A 24,824-nucleotide genomic window follows, 5' to 3' on the forward strand; every position below is an offset into this window, starting at 1 on the left:
ATTGACGCTATTAGATTCAGAATCTGATTGAAAAAACATCGCGGGACGCGAAAAACTTTTTATTCATCACAAGTTGAGCACTTCGGCGAGCGCAGGCTCCAGAATCCAGCCGTGGGCCACCTCGGTTTACGGGGCTTTCATGAGTTCCTCTTCTTGTTCGATAGCGATGCCGGTGAGGCTGGAAACGGATGCAACCACAAGTCGTTCTCCCACCACTGATACATGTTTAAGATTCGCTTCCAGTACATCACAGAAGCGCATTAACTCAGAAACACGACTGACAACGCGATATTGTTCGCTGATGGGAGCCAGCGGAAACCACATCGAGCGAATAATCTCGGTATTGAGATTTGGTTGCCCTTGGCCTCTTGATGCAATGTCCTGAAGCCACTTCGTTTTTGACTTTAGGAACAGGTATAGGTATTCATCGAAAACCGCATCGTTTAACTCAATAAATGCAGCGATTCCGTCATTGAAAGTCGTTCTGAATTCGCAAATTGCAGGCACGCCAAGCGTGGCGCCGCTATTGGTCAAAAGTACTGTCCTTGTAGAAATCTCCCGAGTTTTATTTAGACCGGCTTCGGTGATGGTGGAAGTGAAGCGCTCAACCAACATTCCTTTGGCAACTGTAACGTCGGCAACCTTGAGAAATGGAATGCTTCCGCCGTAAAACTTAGGGTCACCAGCTGGCCTCGGCGAACCACCACGCACCACACTAGCAATATCGTTAAGCCGTACCCATGCCCATTGGTCAGGGATACTTCCAAGCATCTCAGTGATGCCCGGAAAATCAATCACTGGCGTTTCTCGTTTGATCCGTTTTTCCGCCGACAACTGCATTTTCCGCATGTGCAATGACTCAACAAGATCCGAAGTGACCTTTTCTGACTGCTCTGAAAGTCTCCCTGTAAACGCAAGATCTAAGATCGTCTGTCGTAGATCAGCCACATCCTCCGCCTCTATAAACAGTCGCCCGAAGTTGTCGGCGAGGCGCGTCCAGGCGGTTTGCAGTTCGTGCGGACTTTGGCTGCTTGCGACGGCTTGCAGGATGGACTGCCGCAGGTTGTTTTGCAGTTTACGGCGGGCTTGCTGTTGTTTTTCCAGCGTGTTGCACAAGGTCATCAGTTCATCGACTTTGGCGACGATGCGAGATTGTTCATCGATCGGAGGAAGCGGAACAGGGAGCGCCCGTACTGTGCTGGTATTCAGCTCAACTTGTTGCGTAGTGCCTGACACCAAAGAATCTGGATGTGATGGCTCAATGCGCGATTGCACCCATGGCGAAGCAATTACACACCACAGATAGCGAGGGGAGCAATTGGCGAGACGAATAACGGTAACGTGCGAATCCGCCACTGCCGTAACGCTCTCGTCAAACTCGTAAATTGCCACCCGGCCAGCTGTGCCGGTCCCGGTCGAATTCCAAAGCAAGTCTCCGGCACATAGAAAACGTTCTTTGCCATATGAACCCAATGAATCGTTGGCCACATAACGTGCGGATGACAAATCGAAACCCGACCATTGCACGCATTTCTGGGAAATAACATGTGCCGAACTCTTCTCGGCATACTTGGGGCCTTTGCCTCGCTGGATGTAAAGACAGATTTGTTCTAAGCGCGTCCACTGCCAATGATCAGGCACAGGAAACGGTGCCAAACGCAATGGTGAGTGCATTCTAGTCGCTCGCAGATCAAGCGCAGCTTCATAGGCTTGGCGCTGTTCAGCTGCTTCTTTAACTGCTCGTGAGGCGGGTGCCTCCGTTTCAATACGCTCCACAAGTCGGCCTGAAATGGCCAGCTGAATTACGAGTTCGCGCAACTTACCTGTGCCCCCCGGCGCATTCGCAATGTGCCCAAACGCCGCCAAAAACTGTTGCGCATCCATCAGTCTTGTTCTCCGCTGCGGTTTTCCAGCCGCTGACGCGACCGTTCGATGGCGTCGTGGAGTTTTTGTTGCAGCACTTCTTTGGGTGGCAGTTCGGTGAGGTACTCGGCGACGTGGATGCCGCTGGCGTCGAGTTCCAGCAGTTCGATCTGTTCCTGCTTTTTGCCGCTGCAGAGGATGATGCCCAGCGGCGGGGCTTCGCCGGGTTCCTGTTCGTGCTTGGCCAGCCAGCGCAGGTAGAGCTCCATCTGGCCTTTGTATTCGGCTTTGAAATCACCCAGTTTCAGTTCAATCACCACCAGCCGTTTGAGGCGGCGGTTGTAGAACAGCAGGTCGATGTAGAAGTCGTCGTTGTCGATCTGGATGCGTTTTTGCCGGGCGACGAAGGTGAAGCCGGCACCGAGCTCCAGCAGGAAGTTTTCCAGCTCGCGCAGGATGGCGTCTTCCAGATCTTTTTCCAGGTAGCGGTCTTGCAGGCCGAGGAAGTCGAGCACATAAGGGTCTTTGAGCAGCAGCGCCGGGCTAAGCTCGCCCTGTTCGCGCAAGGCGGTCAGTTCGCTGGCCAGCAGTTCATCGGGCTGGCGCGACAGCGCGGTGCGCTCGAACAGCATCGTCTCCTTGCGCTCGCGCAGCTGCCGCACGCTCCAGCGCTCCTGGGCGCACATCTGGGTGTAGAAGTCGCGGGTCAGCGAGTCCTTGAGGTAGATGAGCTCCAGAAAGTGGCTCCAGGCCAATTGTCTCGACAGTGTCGAGACAATCTGCATGTCGGGAAAAGCTTCGGCAAAGCGCAGCATGTGGCGCAGGTTTTTGGCGGAGAAGCCGCGCCCATAGTCGCTCTCCAATTGTCTCGCCAGTGCGGAGACAATCTGCTCGCCATAAGCGGCTCGCTCGCCTTGCAGCACTTCGCTGTGGATACGCTGGCCAATTTGCCAGTAGAGCAGCGTCAGGGCGCTGTTGACGGCGGTGGCGAGCTGCGCGCGGTTGCGGTCGATGAGCTGACGGATATCCGTGACCAGTGCCGGGGATGCGATGGTAGCCATGGTGGGCTTCATTCAGCCACCTCGGCTACAAAGTGATGCGCCAGTGCGGCGGCCAGTTCGTTCTTGAGCTGGTTTTCGGTCTCTTCGATTTCGCCGAGTAGCTTTTTGTATTTTTCCAGCAGCAAATCGGGGTCGTGGCTCTCTGCTTCGGGCGCGTTGGGGTTTTTAATGTCGAGGTTGAAGATGGGCCAATAGAGGCGATCACCCGCGGCCTGGGTATCGCGGGCTTGCAGGCGCAGCGGTTCGGCCTGGGCGCGCAGTGCGGCAATCTGGGCGTCGATCTTTTCGCGGTAGGTCGCGTCGGTGGTGCCAATCAGGCTTTTGCGCAGATTGCTGGCCTCAGCTTCGATCTCGGCGGCTTGGTTGTTCAGGTCTTCCGCGCGTTGCCAATGCGGTTGTGCAAGGATTTCCGCCTGTTCGCGTTTTGCTTTGAAATCGACCTTCCAGGCGAATTCGGTTTCCACGCGATCGGCGAAGTCGTTGGCCTCATCGCCCCACCACTCCTGTTCGGGTCTGAACTCTTCCAGCCGGATCGGCTTGGTCTTGGAGTAGCTTTTGTAACCTTGTGGGTAGGGGTGCTCGTAAAACCAGATGGTGTCGGTGTGAAAGTGTTCGGTGCCGTCGTCCACCGTGGCGCCCTTGGTGAAGAACAGCAGGTTAGTTTTGATGGTGGTGTACGGCGCGAACACGCCCTTGGGCAGGCGGATGATGGTGTGCAGATTGCAGTCGCGCAACAGCAGTTTTTTCAGCGTGCCCTTGATGCCGTCGCCAAACAAGAAACCATCGGGCAGCACCACAGCGGCGCGACCGTTTTCCTTCAATAGTTTCTTGATGATGAGGGCCATGAACATGTCGGCGGTTTCACGGGTACGCAGGTCGGCCGGGTAGTCGCTGCCAACACCGTCATCTTCATAACCGCCAAACGGGGGATTAGTGATGACACAGTCAACCTTGTCATGGGCGCTCCATTCGTTCCAGCCGATGCCCAGCGTGTTTTTGTGCTCAATCTGGCTCGGCACGTCGATGCCGTGCAGTAGCATGTTAGTGGTGCACAACAGGTGCGGTAGCTGCTTTTTTTCGATGCCGTGGATCAGCTCTTCAATGGCACGTTTGTCTTCTGGACGCGGTGATTTCATCGTTGCGAGCTGGTTGCGGAAGTGGTCGATGGCGGCGGCGAGAAAGCCGCCGGTGCCGCAGGCCGGGTCCATCACCGTTTCGCGCTTGCCCAGACGCGGATTGATGCGGTCAACCATGAAAGCGGTGATGGCGCGTGGGGTATAGAACTCGCCCGCATTGCCTGCGCCGCGCAGGTCGTTGAGCATTTGCTCGTACACGTCGCCCAGACTGGCGCGGGTTTTAAAATCGTGGAAGTTGATGGCATCTTCCAGTTTTTCGATCACCGCCAGCATTTGCGGGCCGGACTTCATGTAGTTGTTGGCGTCTTCAAACACGCTTTTGACAACCTTGTGCTGTGGGCTCACGCTGGCATCTATTTTTTCTTTCAGCGCCGGGAACAGTTCGTTATTGACAAAAGAAATCAAGTCACTGGCGGCAATCTGGGGTTTTTTCTTGCCTTCAGCATCGGCCTTGTAGGCGGCCCAATTGCGCCAGCGAAAGCGCTCGGGCAGAGGCGATTTATATTTTGCATTGTCGTCTTCCCACTCTTCTTCGCGTTGGTCAAATACCTTCAGAAAAAGCATCCAGGTGAGCTGACCCAGGCGCTGGGCATCTCCGTCGACGCCGTCGTCCTTACGCATGATGTCCTGGATGGATTTGATGGTGCTGTTGAGATTCATCGAGTAGTTCTCTGGTCGCTTTGATTGATAGCGTGGATCAACCTTGTTTTTGTTCGTGACTGTCGTAGAGGGCTTGCTCAAGCTCCTTTACGGCTTGGATGTATTGCTCGACGCTGCCGAAAATGCCGCGGCGGATCTGGGTTTTGCTGCCGAACCGATCGAACGGCGGCAGCTCCAGTACCTTGGCGTCTTCGATGTCTTGCACGCCGTGGCCGGCGAATTTGTCGAGCAGGGCTTCGAGTACGGCGCGGGCTTGCTCGCCATATTTGCCGAATACGTTGCGCTTCTTGACGTTGTTGGCACGCTCACGGCGGGTGAGTGGTTTTTGGTCGAAGGCGACATGGGCGACCAGATCGAAGGCATCCAGCTCGCTGCCGTTGGCAACCGCCTGCTGCAAGATTTCGAGCGGCACGCCGTGGCCGGCCAGCTCGTCCAGCACGGCCTGCTTGCGCTCGGCACTGTTCCAGCGGCGCAGAAAGTCGGTCATCGTGCCGAACTCGGCTTGCAGTGCTTTTTTGATGTCGTCCTTGAGCAGAACGCGGTAGTCCTCGGTGATGAGCTTGCCGTTGGCATCGAGGTATTGCGAGCGCTCCACTGCCACGCACACATTGACGTCGTCGATGACGTATTTGATGCGGCCTTCACCGCCACCCCCTGTATCACCGCCGCCAGTGGAGCCGGAGCCATAAGGCGGTGGTTCGGGCTCTCTAACACCTGGTGGATTTGTGTCTTCCGGCGGCACCACGGGTTCATCGGGCTTGGGCTCGTAGATCACCACCGGCTCGCCATCGAAATCAGGATCGGCGAATAGGCGCGTGGCGCCTTTGAAGTCCATGATAGTGAAGTAGAGTTTCTGGTAATCCTCACGCAACCGAGTACCCCGGCCAATGATCTGCTTGAACTCGGTCATCGAGTTGATGTTTTGATCGAGCACGATAAGCTTGCAGGTCTTGGCATCAACCCCGGTGGTGAGCAGTTTGGAGGTGGTGGCAATGACCGGATACGGCTCGTCATTGTCGATGAAGTAGGAGAGCTGGGCCTTACCTTCGTTGTCGTCGCCGGTGATGCGCATCACATAACGGCGGTTACTGGCGGCGGCTGGGATCAGTTTGACCAGCTCTTGCCGCATGCGCTCGGCGTGGTCCTGGTCGTCGCAGAAAACAATGGTCTTGGCCATCGGGTCGGTCGCTTTGAGATATTCCCATACCTTGCTGGCGACGAGCCGGGTACGCTTTTCCAGTACCAGATTGCGGTCGAAATCCTTGGTGTTGTACTGGCGCTGTTCAACCGCTTGGCCGAGCTTGTCGACCTTGCCCTTCTCCGGCGTGTAACCGACGGCGTCGACATCGGTGGCGATGCGGATCACCTTGTAAGGTGCGAGAAAGCCGTCTTCAATGCCTTGTTTGAGCGAGTAGGTGTAGACCGGTTCACCAAAATAGTTGATATTGCTGATGTCTTTGGTTTCTTTGGGCGTAGCAGTCAAGCCTAAGTGCGTGGCTCCGCTGAAGTAATCGAGCACGTCACGCCACGCCGAGTCATCGGCAGCACTACCCCGGTGGCATTCGTCTATGACCACCAAGTCAAAAAAATCCGCCGGAAACTGGCGGTAGATCTGCTTCCACTCCTCTTTGCCGGTCACGGACTGATACAGCGCCAGGTAGATCTCATAGTTTTTCTTAACTTCCCGGTTAATGACTTTGTGCATCACCTCGCCGAATGGGGCGAAATCCTGTTGCATGGTTTGGTCAACGAGAATGTTACGGTCAGCCAAAAACAGAATGCGCTTCTTGGCTTTGGCTTTCCATAAACGCCAGATAATTTGAAAAGCGGTGTAGGTTTTACCGGTGCCAGTGGCCATGACCAGCAACACGCGTTGTTGCCCTTTCGCAATGGCCTCGATGGCACGATTGGTGGCTACGCGCTGGTAATAGCGAGGTTCTTTGCTACTGCCATCCGAATAGAAAGGCTGCTCAACAAGCTTGACGACCGCGGGCTCGATCAGTCCCTTCCATTGCTGGTACAGCGGCCAAAGGTCATCAAAGGAGGGAAATTCGCCGAGTGACAACTCTCGTTCGACAGGCGGGTTCAATCCAGTGCGATCGTGTAGCAGGAAACCATCTCCATTGCTGCTGATGGCAAATGGAACATCCAGCATTTCGGCATAAGCCAAGGCCTGTTGCATGCCGTATCCAACCGGGAATCTGGCTTGTTTCGCTTCAATAACAGCGATAGGAACGTCGGGTCTTGCGTAGAGTACGAAATCGGCACGTTTCGGGCCGCCTTTGGCTTCGGGATTCTTGATGCGGACAGCAAGCTTGCCGCGCACCATGACGCGGCCATCGGTAAGATTCACTTCCTCGCGAAACTGGTGTTGTAGCCAGCCAGCTTGCTGGATGGCTGGGGTGATGAACTTGGTGCAGATATCCCGTTCGGATAGCTCCAGTTTGTTAATCATCTTTTCCTTCATCAACCTTGATAACATTTATCTTAGGTTTCAGGCCATGCAGCTGCGCGTAATCCAAAATCAACACCTTCATTTATCGAAGTGATAGAGCGTATTCACATTCATTAGCTACCCGCAATAACTGCTTAATGTTTGCAGAGGCGCGGATGGACAAGGCTTAACTCTTGCGGGCTTCATGCATAGCCTTAATCTAAGGATGTATCGCAAATGTACTGCGTTTTGCTGCGTTGCACCAGTTCCACCGCAACGATGGCACTCAAGCCAAAGTGCTTGAGTGTATTCTCGACAGCTCTTATTCTGAACCACCGAGAAATCCTCGGTAGTTGCTAGTTCCCAATGCTATTGGGAGACAAATCGAAATTGATCGTAGAGTTATCCCAAAAATTTTTCTTCCACTTCATTGAGTAAACCCTGTGATGGCGATTATTTTTTAGTCACTGCAGCTTACGTCGCCACGATCACCCGCACCGCATCGAGCCGCAAATTGCTGGATTTCAGCGCAGCGGTCAGTTGTTGTAATTGTTGCTCGAAGAACTGAATTTCCTCGTCGCGCACGTTCGGGTTGACTTGTTGCAATGCTTTGAGACGTTCGATTTCCGGGGTGAAGGTTTGCCGGATGCGCGCTTCGGCGGCGGCGATGAGTTGCGGCGCTTGCGCGCTGGCTTGTTGTTCGCTGGCGGTCAGCAGTTCGCGGATCGCGTCTTCTTTCAGTTGGATCACTTGCTTGGCGATGCCGGTGGCAACCGGTTGCAGGTGCTGGTTGATCGATTCGTGATCGAGGTGCGGATAATCGCCGTTGCCTTGTTCGTCGAGCAGGATGCGGATCACGGCGGGCGGCAGGTAGCGGTTGCTTTGCTGCACGTTGTGCCCGCTGGCTTCGAGCACGAACAGGGTTTCGAGCAGCAGGGTGCCGGGCTGCACGCGTTTGTGTTTCATCATCGCCACCACGGCGTTGCCGTTTTCGTGGTTCAGAATCCGTTCCATCGCGTGCGTGACCATCGGGTGTTCCCACGTCAGGAAGCGCATGTCCTCGTTGCTCAGCGCCACATTGCGCGAGTAGGTGATGATCGAGCCTTCGTCGTCCAGGCCGGGAAACGGCATACTCATGAGTTCGCTCGGTTCGATCAGGAAGCTGCCGGCGCGGTGTTCTTCGATGTGCACACCGCAGCAATCGAATACCGTGTCCATGTACTGCGGCAGCAGCGGATCGTCATCCTGCGCTTGCGCTTGCTCGGTCAACCGGTTGGCGATAAGCGGGCGGAACGAATTGTATTCGAGCAGTCTGTCGCGGCCGCGGTCGAGTGCTTCGTTCAATTCCCGGTGTGCCGATTGCGTATCGCCAATCAACTCGCTCAATGCTTCGGTCTGGGTTTGGCGTTGATGCAGCGCGGCGATGAGTTGCTCTTCGACTTTGACAAACACCGTTTGACCGGCCGGACAGGTTTTTTCGAACGCGTTCAGTCCTTCGTGGTACCAGTGGAACATCATTGCCAGCGCGCTGTTTTCCAGATAGGGCACGTGGATTTGGATAGTGTCGGTCTGGCCGATGCGATCGAGGCGGCCAATGCGTTGCTCCAGCAAATCCGGATTGAGTGGCAGATCGAATAGCACCAGATGATGCGCAAACTGGAAATTGCGGCCTTCGCTGCCGATTTCGGAGCAGATCAGCACTTGACCGCCGGTTTCGCGGTCGGCAAAGAACGCCGCGGCGCGGTCGCGCTCGACCAGGCTCATGCTCTCGTGGAATACCGGAATGAATTGCCCGGTCTTCTCTTTCAGCGCTTGCGCCAGATCGCGCGCTGTTTGCGCGTTGGCAGCTATGACCAGCACTTTTTCCGGCTTCACCCGCTTGAGCGTCGCGATCAACCAATTTACGCGCGGGTCGATTTCGCTCCAGTACGGCTGATCATCTTCGCAGCGCACCTGGTAGATCAGTTCCGGGCACAGCAGCAATTGCGGTTTGGATAGCGCCGTGCTTTCAAACGTCGCCAGACAGGGCTGATATTCCGCCGGTAATGGCAGTGGGCAAGCCACCAGCTTGCGCCCGGGGAATCCTTTGACCGCCGCGCGGGTGTTGCGGAACAGAATACGTCCGGTGCCGTGCCGGTCGAGCAACGATTCCGCCAGTTTGTTGCGGGCTTGCGGGTCTTGCAGCTCCGCCAGCAGGGCTTGCGCTTGTGCCGGATCGAGTGTATCGGCGATCAGTTGGCGGATCTCGTCGTTCAAATCCCTGCCTTCGAGCAGGGCTTCGACCGCTTGGGCGATCGGCTCGTACGATTGTTCCTCGGCGACAAATCCGGAAAAACTGCTGAAGCGGTGCGGATCAAGCAGGCGCAGGCGGGCATAGTGACTGGCTTTGCCGAGTTGTTCCGGCGTCGCGGTCAACAGCAGCACGCCGCGGGTGCGCATCGCCAGTTGTTCGATCATGGCGTATTGCGGGCTGACGGCTTGCGGCGACCAATGCAAATGATGCGCTTCGTCGACCACCAGCAAATCCCAGCGGCCTTGCAGCGCTTGTTCAAACCGTTTTGGATGCTGGCGCAGAAAATGCAGGCTGCACAGCACCAGTTGCTCGCTGTGAAACGGGTTTTCACCATTTTCACTTTTGCTGCTGCGGCTGTCTTCTTCGTCTTCGCCTTCATCTTCGTCTTCGTCACTTGCTTCCAGCGACACGCAGCGTTCTTCGTCGAAAATACTGAATTGCAGATTGAAACGCCGCAGCATTTCCACCAGCCATTGATGCACCAGGGTTTCCGGCACTACGATGAGCACACGCTTGGCGCGTTCGGTCAACAATTGCTGGTGCAGAATCAATCCGGCTTCGATGGTTTTACCCAGACCGACTTCGTCGGCCAGCAGCACGCGCGGCGCAAAACGCCGGCCGACTTCGTGCGCAATATAAAGCTGATGCGGAATCAGGTTGGTGCGTGTGCCCACCAAGCCGTACAGCGGTGCGTTTGCCAGCCGGTTGCGGATCAGCAGCGTTTGATAGCGAATGCGAAACCATTTGTCCTGATCGAATTGGCCCGAAAATAAACGTTCGCTTGGACGGTTCAATTGCAGATGATGCGCCAGCTGTTCTTCGGCGAGCTCGACCCGATGTCCGCTTTCACTCACACCCGAGTAGCGCATCAAACCGTTGTGTTCACTTACTTCGATTACTTTTAAAACAACGCCACCGTGACTGCTGATGACATCCCCAGTCTTGAAAACCACTCGCGTCAACGGCGCTGACTGTTTGGCGTAGGAACGGGTTTCAGCCGTTGCGCCAAAAACGATGGTTACAATCCGGTGTTCCACACTTTGAACTGTACCGAGACCGAGCTGTAAATCAACATCGCAGATCCAGCGTTGACCTGGCTTAAAATCATGCATGCGCTAATTATTGATTGATCGAAAAGAGCAGTATAGTAATAGAAAGTGAAAAAAATTATTACTATCTCTTGGATCCGCAAAACATGGTGAAGAAAACCGGAGGGGAAAAAATTTAGCCGGTTAATTTTAAAAATTAACCGGCTATCAAAAACATCGTATTAAATACTAAACCATCAATACCACATCATGCTGTCTTAGAAATTCAGAAACAAATTAGCCCCAAAAATATGCATCATTTGATCAGGACGAGCACTATGCGCTCTATTGATCAATTGGTTCATATAGCCCAGTTCAACAGTTGCAATTTGATTGACTTTGTAGCCTAATCCAACAAATCCCCGGTTTTGATCAAACCCGTTAGTAATCCAACCCGCATGCGCCGTATTCATTGCAATAAACAATTCGTCTTGCACTATAAAGCTCAAATTAGGATGAGCCCAAGTCAAAGGAACCGCCAGCTTTATTAATTGACGAAAACGATAAGCGACGTCGTTGGCACCTGGATCGGGAACTCTATGATCAAAGAAGCGTTCCTCAAAACGGCTGCGCCATGACAATCGTCCAAATGAAAAATTATCAGCCCAGGTTACTTGTTGCCAGAGCCGATGCTCATTAAAGCAACCAACGCGCTGAATGGGTTCACACGTTGGCGCCCAAGCGTAACCTGCCCATACAACAATTTTGTCCGTTACCGCATAACCCAAGCCCGGACGAATCAGCGACTGAGTAAACTGGGAAGCATCATTACCAAAGCGCCCTTGCCCTTCAGCCCACCATCTGAATTTTTTTAATTCAGGATTCTGGGTATTCAGGAAACCAAAATTACCCAGTGCTGTGATATTTCCCCAAAATTGAAAATCATCGACTATTTGCTCAGCCGCAACCGGCTTACTCAGAACCAAGCCAACCGCAGCCAATAAAACAAATTTGTTTATTTTTTTAAACATGCAATCTCCCTATTTAAACAATATGATTTTAAAAAGCTGTTTGTTAATATTTTTTATCAATAAAACAACATTTACCGCATGCAACTAGCCGTCATTATATTGAGGGTGGCCAGTCGCTTACTTCATTTTCCAAAACACCCTTGATTCTTTTAATAAAAAAAGAATTTTTGTTGCACATTTGCTACATGAACTGCGCACAGTAACATAGTAAATGTTAAGAAAGTGTAAAGAATTACACTTGTGACAAATAGTATTGTCGCCATTAATTATTATTGAAATTGAAGAACCTAAATTAATAATAAATTAGCGCTGCTGCGCACGATCACACGGAAATTGTTAAGAAATTGTTAAGAAAGTGACGGTAAAACGACTGATGCTATTGAAACTTAAGCCATAATAAATGCATGCGTTGCAAAGGAGCTTTCATTATTGCAATGATCGTATTGAATTTAAAAAGATACTTGGCGTTAGCAGTGGAAAAAAGTGATCTCAGGTTGATGAGTAAATACCTCAAAACACACATTTGTTTGACAAGTCTTTGTAATACTGGGTATGGTAAGCCTCCTAAACCGTCAGGCTGATCAAAATTTTATAAAATATTTAAGCGACTAAGTTTGGATCGGGGTTATTCCCGGTATCGATGAAACTAAATAAATTGGAGTTGGAAAATGAAAAAATTAAACTTTGCATTAACGATATCAGCGCTATTCGTATTAGCCGGCTGTGGCGCAAGCAGAGACTATTCCCCGCCCGCGGACGCATCCGGTGAAAAAATCTTCAGTTCGGCTTGCACGGAATGCCACAAACCGTTAAGCGCCGATGTCGCGATGGTATTGAGTGAGAAAGTTGCCAACAAGGAAGCCATTATCAAGAAATTTCAATCGGGTAGCATGAGAATGCCGGCGTTTAAAAACATTCAGGGTGAAGCTGCTGACCGTTTAGCTGAGTACGTATTAACAAACAGCCAAGTCAAATAAATTTAAAACACCTGGGAATCCGGCGATTCTCAGGCGGAAATTAAATAAGTATCGAGTAGTTCTTACACTGTTGATTAATGCGCAAATACTTGTCAAAAACCCTGCAAATGCTGTTAATCAATAATTGTCCCTGTGGTGTCACAGCAATTTCTTGATCATCCAGAGTGATCAAGCCGGCTTGTTCATAGGCTAAGAGTTCCGCTAATTCGGCAGAAAAATATTCTTTGAATTCGATAGAGAAATACGTCTCTACCGATTCGAACGAAAGTATCGAATGACAAATAAGCGCTTGCATTACCGAGCGCCGGATTAAATCGTCGGCACTTAATTCAATGCCTCGCATAATGGGAAGCACATTGCGCTCAAGCTTGTCATAGTAACGTTGAAGGCTACACTCATTTTGACTTAGCACCGAACCAAAACTTCCAATTCCCGAAATTCCAAGCGCAATACGATAGCAATCAGGATAAATCGAATAACCTTGCAAGCCATAGCACAGTCTACCCTGGCGCTGCGCAATCACCAGTTGATCGTCCTGCACAGCAAAAAGATTCATGCCAATATGCTTATATCCGGCTTCCATCAGGCGAGAAATCGCCAGTAAAAGCATTTCTAAGACAGTTTCCGCATCCGGCAAATCTTCTGAATTGATATTACGCTGCGGTTTGAATTTTCCGGGCAGATGATGATAATTCAATAAATTAATTTGATCCGGATGGGTTGTTATGATTTTTTCCAGCGTGTATTCAAACTTTTTCACAGTCTGTGCCGGCAATCCATAAATCAATTCTGTTCGAATTGTTTTAAAGCCGGCTTGTTGTGCGTTGCAAATGGCACTTAACGTGACATCCTCTGTTTGAGCGCGATGTATGGATTGCTGAACGTCATGATCAAAATCCTGAACCCCAATAATCACGCAATTAAAACCGATTTCTTTCAATGCCCGCATAGACCAATGAGGCATCTGCCGAGAATCGACCTCAATGGTAAATTCTCCGTCTTTCATCAAGTTAAAATTTTGCTGAATTTCTTGCAAAATATTACTCAACTGAGCTTCATTGAGAAGAGTCGGAGTGCCGCCCCCAAAATATAATTGCTCCAGCTTAGGATTTTCCTTGAAGAATTGCGCTTGCAATTTTATTTCACGCGACAAGTGATTAAGATAGGTTGTTATGTTGTCATTGCCGTCCGTAATTATCTGGTTAAATTGACAGTAAAAGCATAAAGAACGGCAAAATGGAATGTGCACATACAACGATAACGGACGGCGCAGATGTCCTGCTTTGCAATTCCTCAACCAAGCTGAGTAGGCCTGCGCATCAAATGCTTCGTCAAAAAAATCGATTTGTGGATATAAACGATAATCCGCATCGGAAACTCCGAAGCGGCGAATAAGGCCAGAATTAATGCGAAACAACTCGGTAGAAGAATCAAGAAATCCTAATGAATGCACTGGGAATCTCGCTTTGTGAAGAATGTTACCCAAAGAAATCTGCGTTGATTTGCCATTTTTTACTGACTGCTTTGATCAAATATTTGGCTTTGAGCGTTGCCAATTCATCAAAAAAGAATATCCACTCTGCCCTGCAATATCGTAAAATTATATTGCGTGATAAAAATATCCATTTTGATTCAGATCAATCAAAGCGTCGAAATGTAATTCCCTACTTCTGGAAAATACTTTGCTTAACGATACCTCACGTCATCATCTTGACATTTCGCATATTCGATCAAGCTGCGCTTCGTGCAGTTTGCGCGAACTATGCTTGCCTGTCGGCCTCAATGAGCAGGAAATTCAGGTTCTCGGTGATGTCGTCAGTTCAAAACGAAAAGTTCAGCGCGGCGGATATTTGCATCACACCGGCACGAAGTTTCAATCCTTATTTGCTATTCGCAGCGGATTCTTAAAAACCTGTGTGCTGGAAGAAGATGGGCGGCAACAAGTAACCGGTTTCCATATGACGGGGGAATTGCTGGGGTTGGATGCCATCAGTGCCGACATACATACTTGTGATGCGGTAGCATTGGAAGATAGTGAAGTATGCGAAATCCCTTTTGCCAAGCTGGAAGAAATTAGCCGCACGATTCCATCCCTCATGCGCCATTTCCATAAAATTATGAGCCGTGAAATCGTGCGAGACCACGGTGTTATGTTATTGCTTGGCAGTATGAAAGCAGAAGAGCGTTTAGCGTCTTTTCTGTTGAATTTGTCGCGCCGCTTCTTAATGCGCGGATATTCTGAAACTGAATTTAATCTTCGCATGACCCGTGAAGAAATTGGCAGTTATCTTGGCCTTAAGTTAGAAACCGTCAGCCGCGCTTTTTCAAAACTGCAAGATGAAAATATCATTGCTGTGGATAATAAGCATATCCAAATAAATGATCTTGCCCGTTTAAAAATGAAAATGGGAAACTCGTCCTGCGTCACCTGACAATTTGCAATCACTGCAACATAATTAGAATGCTCCAATCTTCATCAATATTGCACTGGGTAAGTCAAATAAACTCTTGTTTCAAAATTAGCATTACCTTCACGTCGTTATTCTGCTTTACTGCCATCTTGAGTAAGTTAAGGAAAATGCTATATAATATTTAAATAATTTGGCAGCCTCCGTGGCATTGCATGAAATGCAAGTCAAATTAAATACACACATTCGCTCGTCATTTTCGGCGATTAAAGCGAGTGGAGGCTCAATTCTTAAGGAGAATATTTATGTCAGTAACTATGCGACAAATGCTGGAAGCAGGCGTTCATTTTGGTCATCAAACACGCTTCTGGAATCCAAAAATGGCGCCGTATATCTTTGGCCATCGTAACAAAATCCACATTATCAATCTCGAAAAAACCTTGGTAATGTACGAAGAAGCCATGAAGTATGTGCGCCAATTATCAGCAAACAAGGGTGTGATCTTATTTGTCGGCACCAAACGGCAGGCGCGCGACATTGTGCGCGAGGAAGCCATGCGCTGTGGATCTCCCTACGTGGATCAACGCTGGCTGGGTGGAATGCTGACTAATTTCAAGACTATCAAACAATCTATCAAGCGTCTGCAAGATATGGAAACAATGACGCAAGACGGAACACTGGATAAGCTCGTAAAAAAAGAAGCCCTCGATCTTCAAAGAGAACTGGACAAGCTCAATAGCAGTCTGGGCGGCATTAAGGATATGAAAGGTTTGCCGGATGCACTATTTGTAATCGATGTGGGGTATCAGAAAGGTGCCATTACAGAAGCCAGAAAACTGGGTATTCCGGTTATCGGGGTGGTGGATACCAATCATAATCCTGATAATTTACAGTATATTATCCCTGGGAATGATGATTCGAGCAGAGCAATTCGCTTGTATGCCCGAGGTGTAGCCGATGCTGTTCTGGAAGGACGTAATCAATCCATTCAAGAAATTGTTGAGATGAGTGCGGCAGCTGAATAAGGCGTCTATTCATAAATTATTTTGTATCTGGAGTAAATATGGCGGAAATTACCGCGAGCATGGTTAAAGAATTGCGCGAAATGACCGGTCTCGGCATGATGGAGTGCAAAAAAGCGTTGGCTGAGACTGACGGTGATATGAAAGCGGCGGAAGATCTGTTAAGAATTAAAAGCGGCGCTAAAGCAAGCAAAGCAGCAGGCCGGATTGCGGCGGAAGGTGTCATTGGCGCCTATATCTCGGCGGATAATAAATGTGGCGCGCTGGTTGAAGTGAACTGTGAAACGGACTTTGTCGCCAGGAATGAGGACATCATTAATTTCGCCAAAAACCTGGCCGGTTTGATCGCCACAAAGAATATTACCGATGTTGCGGTTTTGAGTGATGCCGTACTATCAAGTGGTGAAACGGTTGAAACGGCCCGGAAAGCATTAATCATGAAGCTGGGGGAAAACATCAGTATCCGCCGCTGCGGACGTCATGAAACGCAAGGTCAGCTGGCCTATTATCTTCATGGAACCAAAATTGGCGTAATGGTGGATTACACCGGCGGTGATGAGGCATTAGGTAAAGATCTGGCGATGCATATTGCGGCGAGCAAGCCGATGTGCGTATCCAAAGAGCAAGTGTCGGCGGATGTTTTGGAACATGAGCGGCAAATTTTTACCGCCCAAGCCGCTGAAAGCGGTAAACCGGCCAATATCATTGAAAAAATGGTTGACGGACGCATTACCAAATATCTGGCTGAAATCACTTTATTAGGTCAGCCTTTTGTTAAGGACCCGGAACAAACCGTAGAAAAACTGTTAGCAAAAAAATCCGCTAAAGTAAGCAGCTTTACCATGTTTGTTGTCGGCGAAGGCATAGAAAAAAAATCTGAGAATTTTGCGGAAGAAGTAAAAGCTCAGATGGAACAAGCAAAATAAATTAAGTCTTCATCATTCTCGATTACCAATCAATGTCAGACGTTGCCTATAAGCGTATTTTACTGAAGCTATCCGGCGAAGCCCTTATGGGCGAAGATAAGTATGGTATCAATCATGCGGTAATGGGAAGAATTGTTGGAGAAATAGAAGAAATCAGCAGACTCGGAGTTGAAATTGCCATTGTAGTCGGCGGCGGTAACATCTTCCGCGGCATGAAATCCGCGAATGATGGACTTGAACGCGTTACGGCCGACTACATGGGCATGCTAGCTACTGTAATGAACGCTTTGGCGCTGCAAGATGCCATGAAGCTGGTTGGATTGGTACCGCGCATACAGTCTGCTTTGCGTATCGAGCAAGTGGTTGAGCCTTATATTCGCGGGCGTGCTATTCGTTATCTAAAAGATGGCAAGATCGTGATTTTCGCTGCAGGAACCGGTAATCCTTTTTTTACCACCGATACCGCAGCTGCTTTACGGGGCATGGAAATGAACGTGGATATCATGCTCAAAGCCACAAAGGTTGATGGTATCTATACCAGCGATCCGAAGATTAATCCCGATGCGACACGTTTTCATAAATTGTCTTTTGATGAAGCCATCGCAAAAAATTTGCAAGTCATGGACGCAACAGCGCTGACGTTATGCCGGGATCAGAAACTGCCGCTGAATGTATTCAGCATTTTCAAGGCGGGTGCTCTTAAACGTATCATAACGGGAGACGATGAAGGAACTTTGGTGACCGCCTGATGCAACGATAGTCAGGCTTCCTGACAATAGATTCAAAAGGGATGGATATTATGATTGCCGATGTAAAAAAATCCGCTGAGCAAAAAATGCAAAAAAGCCTCGAAGCATTAAAAGTGGATTTAAGTAAAGTTAGAAGCGGACGCGCACACACTGGCATACTGGATCATGTCACAGTCGATTACTATGGCGCGCAAACTCCCATTAACCAAGTTGCCAATATCAATTTGATTGATGCACGCACGATCGGCGTCATTCCTTGGGAAAAGAAAATGGCTAATGCCATTGAAAAAGCGATTCGCGAATCCGATCTGGGTTTAAATCCGATGCCGGTAGGCGAAACGATCCGTGTGCCGATGCCGGCGTTGACAGAAGAGCGCCGCCGTGACTTGATCAAAGTCGTCAAGCATGAAGCGGAAGCTGTTCGTGTGGCGATGCGTAACATCCGCCGGGATGCGAATACCCACCTGAAAGACTTATTGAAATCCAAAGAAATTTCAGAAGATGAAGATCGCCGGGCGCAAGATGAAATTCAAAAACTAACCGATCGCTATATCTCGGAAATTGACAAGATTTTACAAGTCAAGGAAGCCGAACTGATGGCGGTTTGATATGCCACAAGGTCCGAGTTCAACCAGAGAAATACCCGAAACAGGCGCAATACCCCAACACATTGCCATCATTATGGACGGTAATGGCCGTTGGGCTCAAAGCCGCTATATGCCCCGCATTGCCGGACATAAACAAGGCGTTGAAACGGTGCGTAGCGTGATAAAAGCCTGCATCGAACGCGGTGTTACTTATCTCACATTATTTGCTTTCAGCAGCGAAAACTGGCGGCGCCCCGCTGACGAAGTAACCTCCCTGATGCAACTGTTTCTTGTCGCGCTCGAGCAAGAAATCACCAAGCTGCATGAAAATGGCATCCGCTTTAAAGTGATCGGCGACATATCGAAATTCGATCCTAAAATCATAGAATCCATTCACACTGGCGAACAATTAACTGCCGGCAATACGCGCCTGACATTTACTATCGCCGCGAATTACGGCGGGCGCTGGGATATCATGCAAGCCATGCGCAAAATGATGGCGCAATCAAAAGATCTGCCGCTTAATCTTGAGGAAGAAAATTTCGCCCAATATCTCTCAATGAGTTATGCGCCCGAACCGGATTTATTCATTCGCACTGGCGGCGAATACCGCATCAGTAATTTCTTATTATGGCAACTGGCTTATACCGAATTGTATTTCACCAATACCTTATGGCCCGATTTTGACGAGCATGAATTTGAGCTGGCCATTCAGTCCTATCAGCAGCGCGAGCGCCGTTTTGGCCGCACCAGCGAGCAATTACAAATGGTGTTATCCGCTGAAGGATAAAAAGATCACCTTTCATGCTTAAAGCCCGCATTCTTACTGCACTGGTTGTTCTTCCGTTATTTTTATCGGCACTGTTTTTTCTGCAAGATACCTTTTGGGCGATTGTATTACTGTCGCTGACCGTGATCGGATCGCGCGAATGGAGCCGGCTGGCCGGATTCTCGGTAAAAAATACCATCGTTTTTATGCTTCTGACTACTTTAGTCGGGGGAGAATTACTGTTTCAGATGAGTGAATCGTTAAAAACGAATGTTTACTCAACCGAATTGATCTGGGTTTACATCCTGTCGGCGGCTTTTTGGATCCTCGCTATGCCACCCTATTTGAGACAGTTTTTCACGATCAAACAGCCGCTTATCTTGATGCTGATAGGCTGGGTCGTGTTGCTACCCACGTGTCTTGCGCTTTATCAGTTACGCGCGATCAGCCCGATACTTTTGCTCGGCTTTATGGCAACCATCTGGATTTCCGATAGCGCGGCTTACTTCACCGGAAGATCGCTCGGTAAGCGCAAACTCGCCCCCCAGATCAGTCCGAACAAAACCTGGGAAGGCGTAGCAGGGGCTTTAATCGCGGTATTGATTTACGGTCTGATCTGGGATTTCTGGTTTATTGAAGATTCTTTAGCGGCAAAATTGATACCGTTGCTGCTGTTGATGGCTATCTTGGGTATTATGGGCGATTTGTACGAATCGCTGATGAAACGCCAGGCTGGTGTTAAGGACAGCGGCAATATTTTGCCGGGTCATGGCGGAATTCTCGATCGAATCGACGCTTTGACTTCCGCACTGCCATTGGCCATGTTAGCTTTACTTATTTTTTATTCCCCTGCGTCATGAAAACTACCCGTCAAATCACCATTCTTGGCTCCACCGGCAGTATCGGGGAAAGCACGTTGGATGTTATTGCACGCCATCCGGACCGTTTCCAGGCTTTTGCATTGACCGCCAATCACAATGTCGAAAAGATGCTTGCGCAGTGTCAGCGCTTCCAACCACGCTTTGCCGTCATGTTGAATACAGCCAGCGCTGAACAACTGGCCGGCGCGATTAAAACAACAGGTATCAAGACAGAAGTCCTGGCGGGTATCGAATCGCTGGAAAAAGTCGCCTCGCATCCCGAGGTGGACGCCGTGATGGCTGCCATTGTCGGCGCCGCCGGAATCCGCCCGACATTTGCCGCAGCGCGCACCGGGAAATTGGTATTGCTGGCTAATAAAGAAACACTGGTCATGGCGGGGCGGATTTTTATGGATTTGGTAAAACAGCACAATGCCACGTTATTGCCGATCGATAGCGAACATAACGCCATTTATCAATCGTTGCCGCATCATTTCAACGGCAATCTAGCGGATTCTGGCATCAGCCGTATTTTACTCACCGCTTCGGGCGGGCCATTCCGGCGTGCGCCGTTGGACTCGCTCGCGAGCGTAACGCCGGAACAAGCGTGCGCCCATCCGAATTGGGATATGGGACAGAAAATCTCGGTGGATTCCGCCACCATGATGAATAAAGGATTGGAGGTGATCGAAGCGCATTGGCTGTTTGAAGCGCCGCCGGAAAAAATCCAAGTGGTGATTCATCCGCAAAGCGTCATTCATTCCATGGTCGCGTATGTCGATGGTTCGGTCATCGCGCAATTGGGCAACCCCGACATGCGCACACCGATCGCGCATGCGATGGGTTATCCGGATCGTATAGAAAGCGGCGTATCGGCTTTGGATATGTTCAAAGTCGCTCACCTGGATTTTGAAGAACCCGATTTTAAGAAATTCCCCTGTTTGGGATTGGCTTATCAAGCCCTTGCCGCAGGCGGCAATATGCCCGCGGTGCTGAATGCCGCCAATGAAATCGCGGTGGAATCGTTTCTGAAAAGACGCATGCCGTTTACCGCCATCCCGCGCATGATCGAGCATGTCATGAAAACGGTGCGGCAAGAAGAAATGACAACGTTGGACGATGTGCTCAGAACGGATGCGCAGGCGCGCGATGCGGCGCAAAATTGGCTGGCCAATTTACAATGACAATGAGCTCACAAAAAGACTTATTAACGAAGACCGGATTCCATTTTTCCCAATTAATGATAGTATCGTGCATTATCCGATGAAACGATGAAATGATCAGTATTATGCAGTCTTCCGGCTTCTTTCCGCTTCCCCTTACGCAATATCTGACATGTCAATAACTTACACGATCATTTCTTTCGTTATCGCATTAGGGATACTGATTACATTTCATGAATTCGGTCATTATCTGGTGGCGCGCTGGAATGGCGTGAAAGTACTGCGATTTTGCATCGGCTTTGGTCAACCGGTTTTCCGCAAGCGTTGGGGAAAAGATCAGACGGAATGGGTGATTGCCGCTATCCCGCTGGGCGGTTATGTCAAAATGCTCGATGAAAATGAAGGCAGAGTCGCAACGGAAGATTTGCCGCGCGCATTCAACCGCCAACCGGTTGCACGGCGTTTTGCCATTGTTGCCGCCGGCCCCATCGCCAATTTCCTGTTAGCCATTGTTTTGTATTGGCTGCTGTTCATTCTCGGCGTTACCGGCATGAAGCCCGTGCTGGGTCCGGTTGAACCCGCTACGCCTGCTGCTCATGCCAATTTTACTGAGGGCGAAACCATTGTCAGTATCGAAAACGAACCGGTCGCCAGTTGGCAGGATGCGCGCTGGACTTTATTACGCTACGCCATTGATCAGTCGGCGGATGTCAGTATACAAACCGTCAGTAAAAACGGTGAGATTAATTGGCGTAAGCTGGATTTAAGTCGCGTCGATCCGGATAAGCTCAATGAAAATTTTCCCGGCATCATCGGGCTCACCAGCTACCAACCCACCGTCAAGCCTGTCATCGGACAGGTCATTACCGCCAGTGTCGGCGACAAAGCAGGGTTGCTGGCTGGTGATGAAATCATCGCTGTCGATGATACTGAAATCCATACCTGGATGGACTTTGTCAAAGAAATACGGTCAAGCCCGGGACGAACACTGGAATTGGAGATTTGGCGCAACGGCCAAACGATGGTATTAAGCGTTACACCGGAAAGCGCAACTGAGCATAGTAAACAAATCGGAAAAATCGGTGTGGCTCCGGTTGTCAATCAAGCGGAATTTGACGCACTGCTTGTGACCGTCCACTATCCTCCCGGCAAAGCACTGCAAAAAGCGCTGGAGAAAACATGGGAAACGACGGTGCTGACCTTGCAAATGCTAGTGAAAATGATCACCGGCGATGTCTCCCTGAAGAATGTCAGCGGACCGATCTCGATTGCCGATTATGCCGGACAATCGGCGCAGATGGGATTAGTGTCTTACCTGGCGTTCCTGGCGCTGATCAGTGTCAGTATCGGTGTGCTGAACTTATTGCCGATCCCGATTCTGGACGGCGGGCACTTAATGTATTATTTGATTGAAATCATCAGAGGCAATCCGCTTCCTGACAAAATTATCATTATTGGACAGAGAATCGGCATGGCCATGCTGTTAACTCTGATGACATTTGCCATCTATAACGATATTAACCGCCTCGTCACTGGCTAAATAATGAAATTCCGGCATCTTGTTGCGCTGTTAAGCTTCTTTTTTGCATTCTCGTGTTGGGCTGCCGATTCTTTCATTGTCAAGGATATCCGTGTTGAAGGCATACAACGTACCGAAGCTGGCACGGTATTCAGTTACCTGCCGATCAAAGTCGGCGATGTTCTGGATGAAGACAAGGCAACCGAGGCGATCAAAGCGCTGTACGCAACCGGCTTTTTCAAGGATGTAAAACTAAAATCCGAAAACAACATCCTGATTGTCGAAGTCGTAGAGCGGCCGGCCATCGCGCAAATCAGTATCAATGGTGCCAAAGAATTTGAAAAAGACAAGTTGCTCGAAGGCTTGAAACAGGCCGGCATATCGGAATCGCGGATTTTCAGCCGTTCGCTGCTGGAAAGAGCGGAACTTGAATTAAAGCGCCAATATATCAGCCGCGGCAAATATGCCGTCAAAATTACCACAACCACAACGCCGCTGGAGCGCAATCGTGTCGCGATCACTTTCGATATCAAAGAAGGCCGCACAGCCCGGATTAAAAAAATAAGTTTTGTCGGCAATGATAAATTTACCGATAAAGAGTTGCGTGGCCTATTGGTGCTCAGAAAGCCGGATTTACTCAGCTGGTTCACCAAAAATGACCAGTATTCAAAACAAAAACTGGCGGCCGATCTGGAAACGCTGCGTTCTTATTATCTGGACCGCGGTTATCTCGAATTCAATATCGAATCCACACAAGTATCGATCACGCCGGATTTGCGTGATATTTACATCACCATCAACTTGACCGAAGGCGCTCAATACACCGTCTCCGATATCAAAGTGGCTGGCGATACGATCGTGCCGGAAGAAGAGATACGCAAACTGATTTTGCTCAAAAGCGGCGCGGTATTCGCCCGCCAGAAAATGACCGAGTCGATTAAATCGATTACCGACCGGCTGGGCGACGACGGTTACGCCTTTGCCAACGTCAATGCATCACCGGAAATCGATCAGGAAAACCGCAAAGCGGCATTTACCTTTTTTATCGACCCGGGGCGGCGCGTCTATATCCGGCGGATCAACATCACGGGTAACGATCGCACGCGTGACGAGGTGATCAGGCGTGAATTCCGGCAAATGGAAGGAGCTTGGTATTCGACTAAAAACATCAATCTGTCAAAAGTACGCGTGGACCGCTTGGCTTTCTTTAACAGCGTCAATATCGAAACTCCGGCCGTGCCTAATAAAACAGATCAGGTCGATATCAACGTCAAAGTGGAAGAAAGGCCGACCGGGTCTATCATGTTTGGCGCAGGTTATTCACAACAACAAGGCATCATTCTGAATGGCTCGGTTTCTCAGAACAATATTTTCGGTACCGGTAATTTTTTCAGTCTGGACGTGAATACCGGTCTCATCAATAAAACCTACGCTGCTTCCTTTACCAATCCCTATTTCACCGTGGATGGTGTCAGTCTTGGCCTTGACGTCTATAAGCGCGATTTGAATACGCGGAAATTGGTGCAGGTCGGCGCGTTCAAAACGGAAACGATAGGTGCAGGCTTGCGGCTCGGTATACCGATCGCGGAGGGCGACATCGTCTCGTTCGGACTGGCTGCGGAGAATACCAAGATCGGTACTTATGACGACAGCCCGCAGCGTTATCTGGATTTTGTTAATGAGTTCGGCACCTCCACCAACAATTTCCCATTTACCATCAGCTGGGCGCGAGACCGCCGCGACAGCGCCATCTGGCCTACTTCCGGAACTACGCACCGATTGTTCGGCGAAGTCAGCGTACCCGGCGGCGACTTGAATTATTACAAAGTCAGTTACAGCCAAAAATGGTATTTCCCGGTAACCGACTTCTTCACGCTGATGCTGAATGGCGAAGCCGGATATGGTGACGGTTATACCGGACATCCGTTGCCGTTTTTCAAAAACTTTTTCGCCGGCGGTAATAATTCCGTCCGGGGATATAACTTAAACTCCTTGGGTCCGCGCGATCAGTTCACCAATATTACCGGCAGCAATTCAACCTTGTTTGCCGTCGGTGCCAGTAAGCGTGTAGTCGGTAATATCGAACTGATGTTTCCGGTGCCTTTCTTAAAAGACGATCGATCGCTGCGTTTGAGCACCTTCTTGGATGGCGGTACCACCTTCAACAAATTCGGCGATCTGAATAATTTGATGCGTTACTCAGCCGGGCTCGCGCTCACCTGGGTCTCGCCGATGGGGCCTTTGAAGGTGAGTATTGCAGAACCCTTAAATGATCATCCTGGCGATAATCTGCAAAGATTCCAGTTTATGTTCGGGCAACAATTCTAACTGAGTTGAG

18 protein-coding genes are annotated in these 24,824 nt (G+C 49.9%); 11 read left to right on the top strand and 7 right to left on the bottom strand.

Annotated elements, in window-relative coordinates; genetic code table 11:
- Positions 1–126: 126 nt before the first annotated feature.
- From HRU77_09605 to HRU77_09630, 6 genes are all read right to left on the bottom strand, one after another.
- Positions 127–1,884, bottom strand: coding sequence for a restriction endonuclease subunit S (locus HRU77_09605; protein QOJ20925.1), 1,758 nt, complete (start codon positions 1,882–1,884; stop codon positions 127–129).
- Positions 1,884–2,936 carry a DUF1016 domain-containing protein gene (locus tag HRU77_09610; GenBank protein QOJ20926.1) on the bottom strand — a complete coding sequence of 351 codons (1,053 nt, stop codon included), beginning with the start codon at positions 2,934–2,936 and terminating at the stop codon, positions 1,884–1,886. The genes HRU77_09605 and HRU77_09610 overlap by 1 nt, the downstream gene beginning before the upstream one ends.
- Positions 2,933–4,720, bottom strand: a complete 1,788-nt coding sequence (locus HRU77_09615) for an N-6 DNA methylase (GenBank protein ID QOJ20927.1) — start codon at positions 4,718–4,720, stop codon at positions 2,933–2,935. The genes HRU77_09610 and HRU77_09615 overlap by 4 nt, the downstream gene beginning before the upstream one ends.
- 37 nt (positions 4,721–4,757) lie before the next feature.
- Positions 4,758–7,172 carry a DEAD/DEAH box helicase family protein gene (locus HRU77_09620; protein QOJ22125.1) on the bottom strand — a complete coding sequence of 805 codons (2,415 nt, stop codon included), beginning with the start codon at positions 7,170–7,172 and terminating at the stop codon, positions 4,758–4,760.
- A gap of 456 nt (positions 7,173–7,628) precedes the next feature.
- Complete coding sequence (rapA, locus tag HRU77_09625) at positions 7,629–10,559, bottom strand: RNA polymerase-associated protein RapA (GenBank protein ID QOJ20928.1); 2,931 nt, start codon at positions 10,557–10,559, stop codon at positions 7,629–7,631.
- A gap of 194 nt (positions 10,560–10,753) precedes the next feature.
- Positions 10,754–11,506, bottom strand: a complete 753-nt coding sequence (locus tag HRU77_09630; GenBank protein ID QOJ20929.1) for a DUF2490 domain-containing protein — start codon at positions 11,504–11,506, stop codon at positions 10,754–10,756.
- Between the two features lie 668 nt (positions 11,507–12,174).
- Here HRU77_09630 and HRU77_09635 point away from each other — a divergent pair.
- Positions 12,175–12,483 (top strand): cytochrome c, encoded by a 309-nt coding sequence (locus HRU77_09635; protein ID QOJ20930.1) that lies wholly within the window; start codon positions 12,175–12,177, stop codon positions 12,481–12,483.
- 40 nt (positions 12,484–12,523) lie between these two features.
- Here HRU77_09635 and hemN read toward each other — a convergent pair whose 3' ends face one another.
- The gene (gene hemN, locus HRU77_09640) at positions 12,524–13,936 is read right to left on the bottom strand and encodes an oxygen-independent coproporphyrinogen III oxidase (protein QOJ22126.1); all 1,413 of its coding nucleotides are present in this window, start codon (positions 13,934–13,936) and stop codon (positions 12,524–12,526) included.
- A gap of 229 nt (positions 13,937–14,165) precedes the next feature.
- Between hemN and fnr the strand changes: the two genes are divergently transcribed.
- The 10 genes from fnr (at position 14,166) to bamA (ending at position 24,814) form a co-directional block, all read left to right on the top strand.
- Complete coding sequence (gene fnr, locus HRU77_09645) at positions 14,166–14,915, top strand: fumarate/nitrate reduction transcriptional regulator Fnr (GenBank protein QOJ20931.1); 750 nt, start codon at positions 14,166–14,168, stop codon at positions 14,913–14,915.
- 281 nt (positions 14,916–15,196) lie between these two features.
- On the top strand, positions 15,197–15,916 hold the full coding sequence (gene rpsB / locus HRU77_09650; GenBank protein ID QOJ20932.1) for a 30S ribosomal protein S2: 720 nt from the start codon (positions 15,197–15,199) through the stop codon (positions 15,914–15,916).
- Between the two features lie 38 nt (positions 15,917–15,954).
- Entirely contained in the window at positions 15,955–16,839 is an 885-nt protein-coding gene (locus HRU77_09655; protein QOJ20933.1) for an elongation factor Ts, read from the top strand.
- A gap of 32 nt (positions 16,840–16,871) precedes the next feature.
- Positions 16,872–17,588, top strand: coding sequence for a UMP kinase (locus HRU77_09660; protein ID QOJ20934.1), 717 nt, complete (start codon positions 16,872–16,874; stop codon positions 17,586–17,588).
- A gap of 50 nt (positions 17,589–17,638) precedes the next feature.
- Complete coding sequence (frr, locus tag HRU77_09665) at positions 17,639–18,196, top strand: ribosome recycling factor (GenBank protein ID QOJ20935.1); 558 nt, start codon at positions 17,639–17,641, stop codon at positions 18,194–18,196.
- A 1-nt stretch (position 18,197) separates the two neighbouring features.
- Positions 18,198–18,965: a di-trans,poly-cis-decaprenylcistransferase gene (uppS, locus tag HRU77_09670; protein ID QOJ20936.1), complete on the top strand. Its 768-nt coding sequence runs from the start codon at positions 18,198–18,200 to the stop codon at positions 18,963–18,965.
- Positions 18,966–18,979: 14 nt separating this feature from the next.
- A complete protein-coding gene (locus tag HRU77_09675; GenBank protein ID QOJ20937.1) occupies positions 18,980–19,804 on the top strand; it encodes a phosphatidate cytidylyltransferase in 825 nt (274 codons plus the stop codon).
- A complete protein-coding gene (locus HRU77_09680) occupies positions 19,801–20,988 on the top strand; it encodes a 1-deoxy-D-xylulose-5-phosphate reductoisomerase (protein ID QOJ20938.1) in 1,188 nt (395 codons plus the stop codon). Before HRU77_09675 ends, HRU77_09680 begins: the two co-directional genes overlap by 4 nt.
- A 151-nt stretch (positions 20,989–21,139) precedes the next feature.
- Complete coding sequence (rseP, locus tag HRU77_09685; GenBank protein ID QOJ20939.1) at positions 21,140–22,507, top strand: RIP metalloprotease RseP; 1,368 nt, start codon at positions 21,140–21,142, stop codon at positions 22,505–22,507.
- A 3-nt stretch (positions 22,508–22,510) separates the two neighbouring features.
- Positions 22,511–24,814, top strand: coding sequence for an outer membrane protein assembly factor BamA (bamA, locus tag HRU77_09690; GenBank protein ID QOJ20940.1), 2,304 nt, complete (start codon positions 22,511–22,513; stop codon positions 24,812–24,814).
- Positions 24,815–24,824: the final 10 nt, after the last annotated feature.

The sequence above is a fragment of the Gammaproteobacteria bacterium genome (assembly GCA_015709615.1).
Classification (GTDB): Bacteria; Pseudomonadota; Gammaproteobacteria; order Burkholderiales; family Nitrosomonadaceae; genus Nitrosomonas.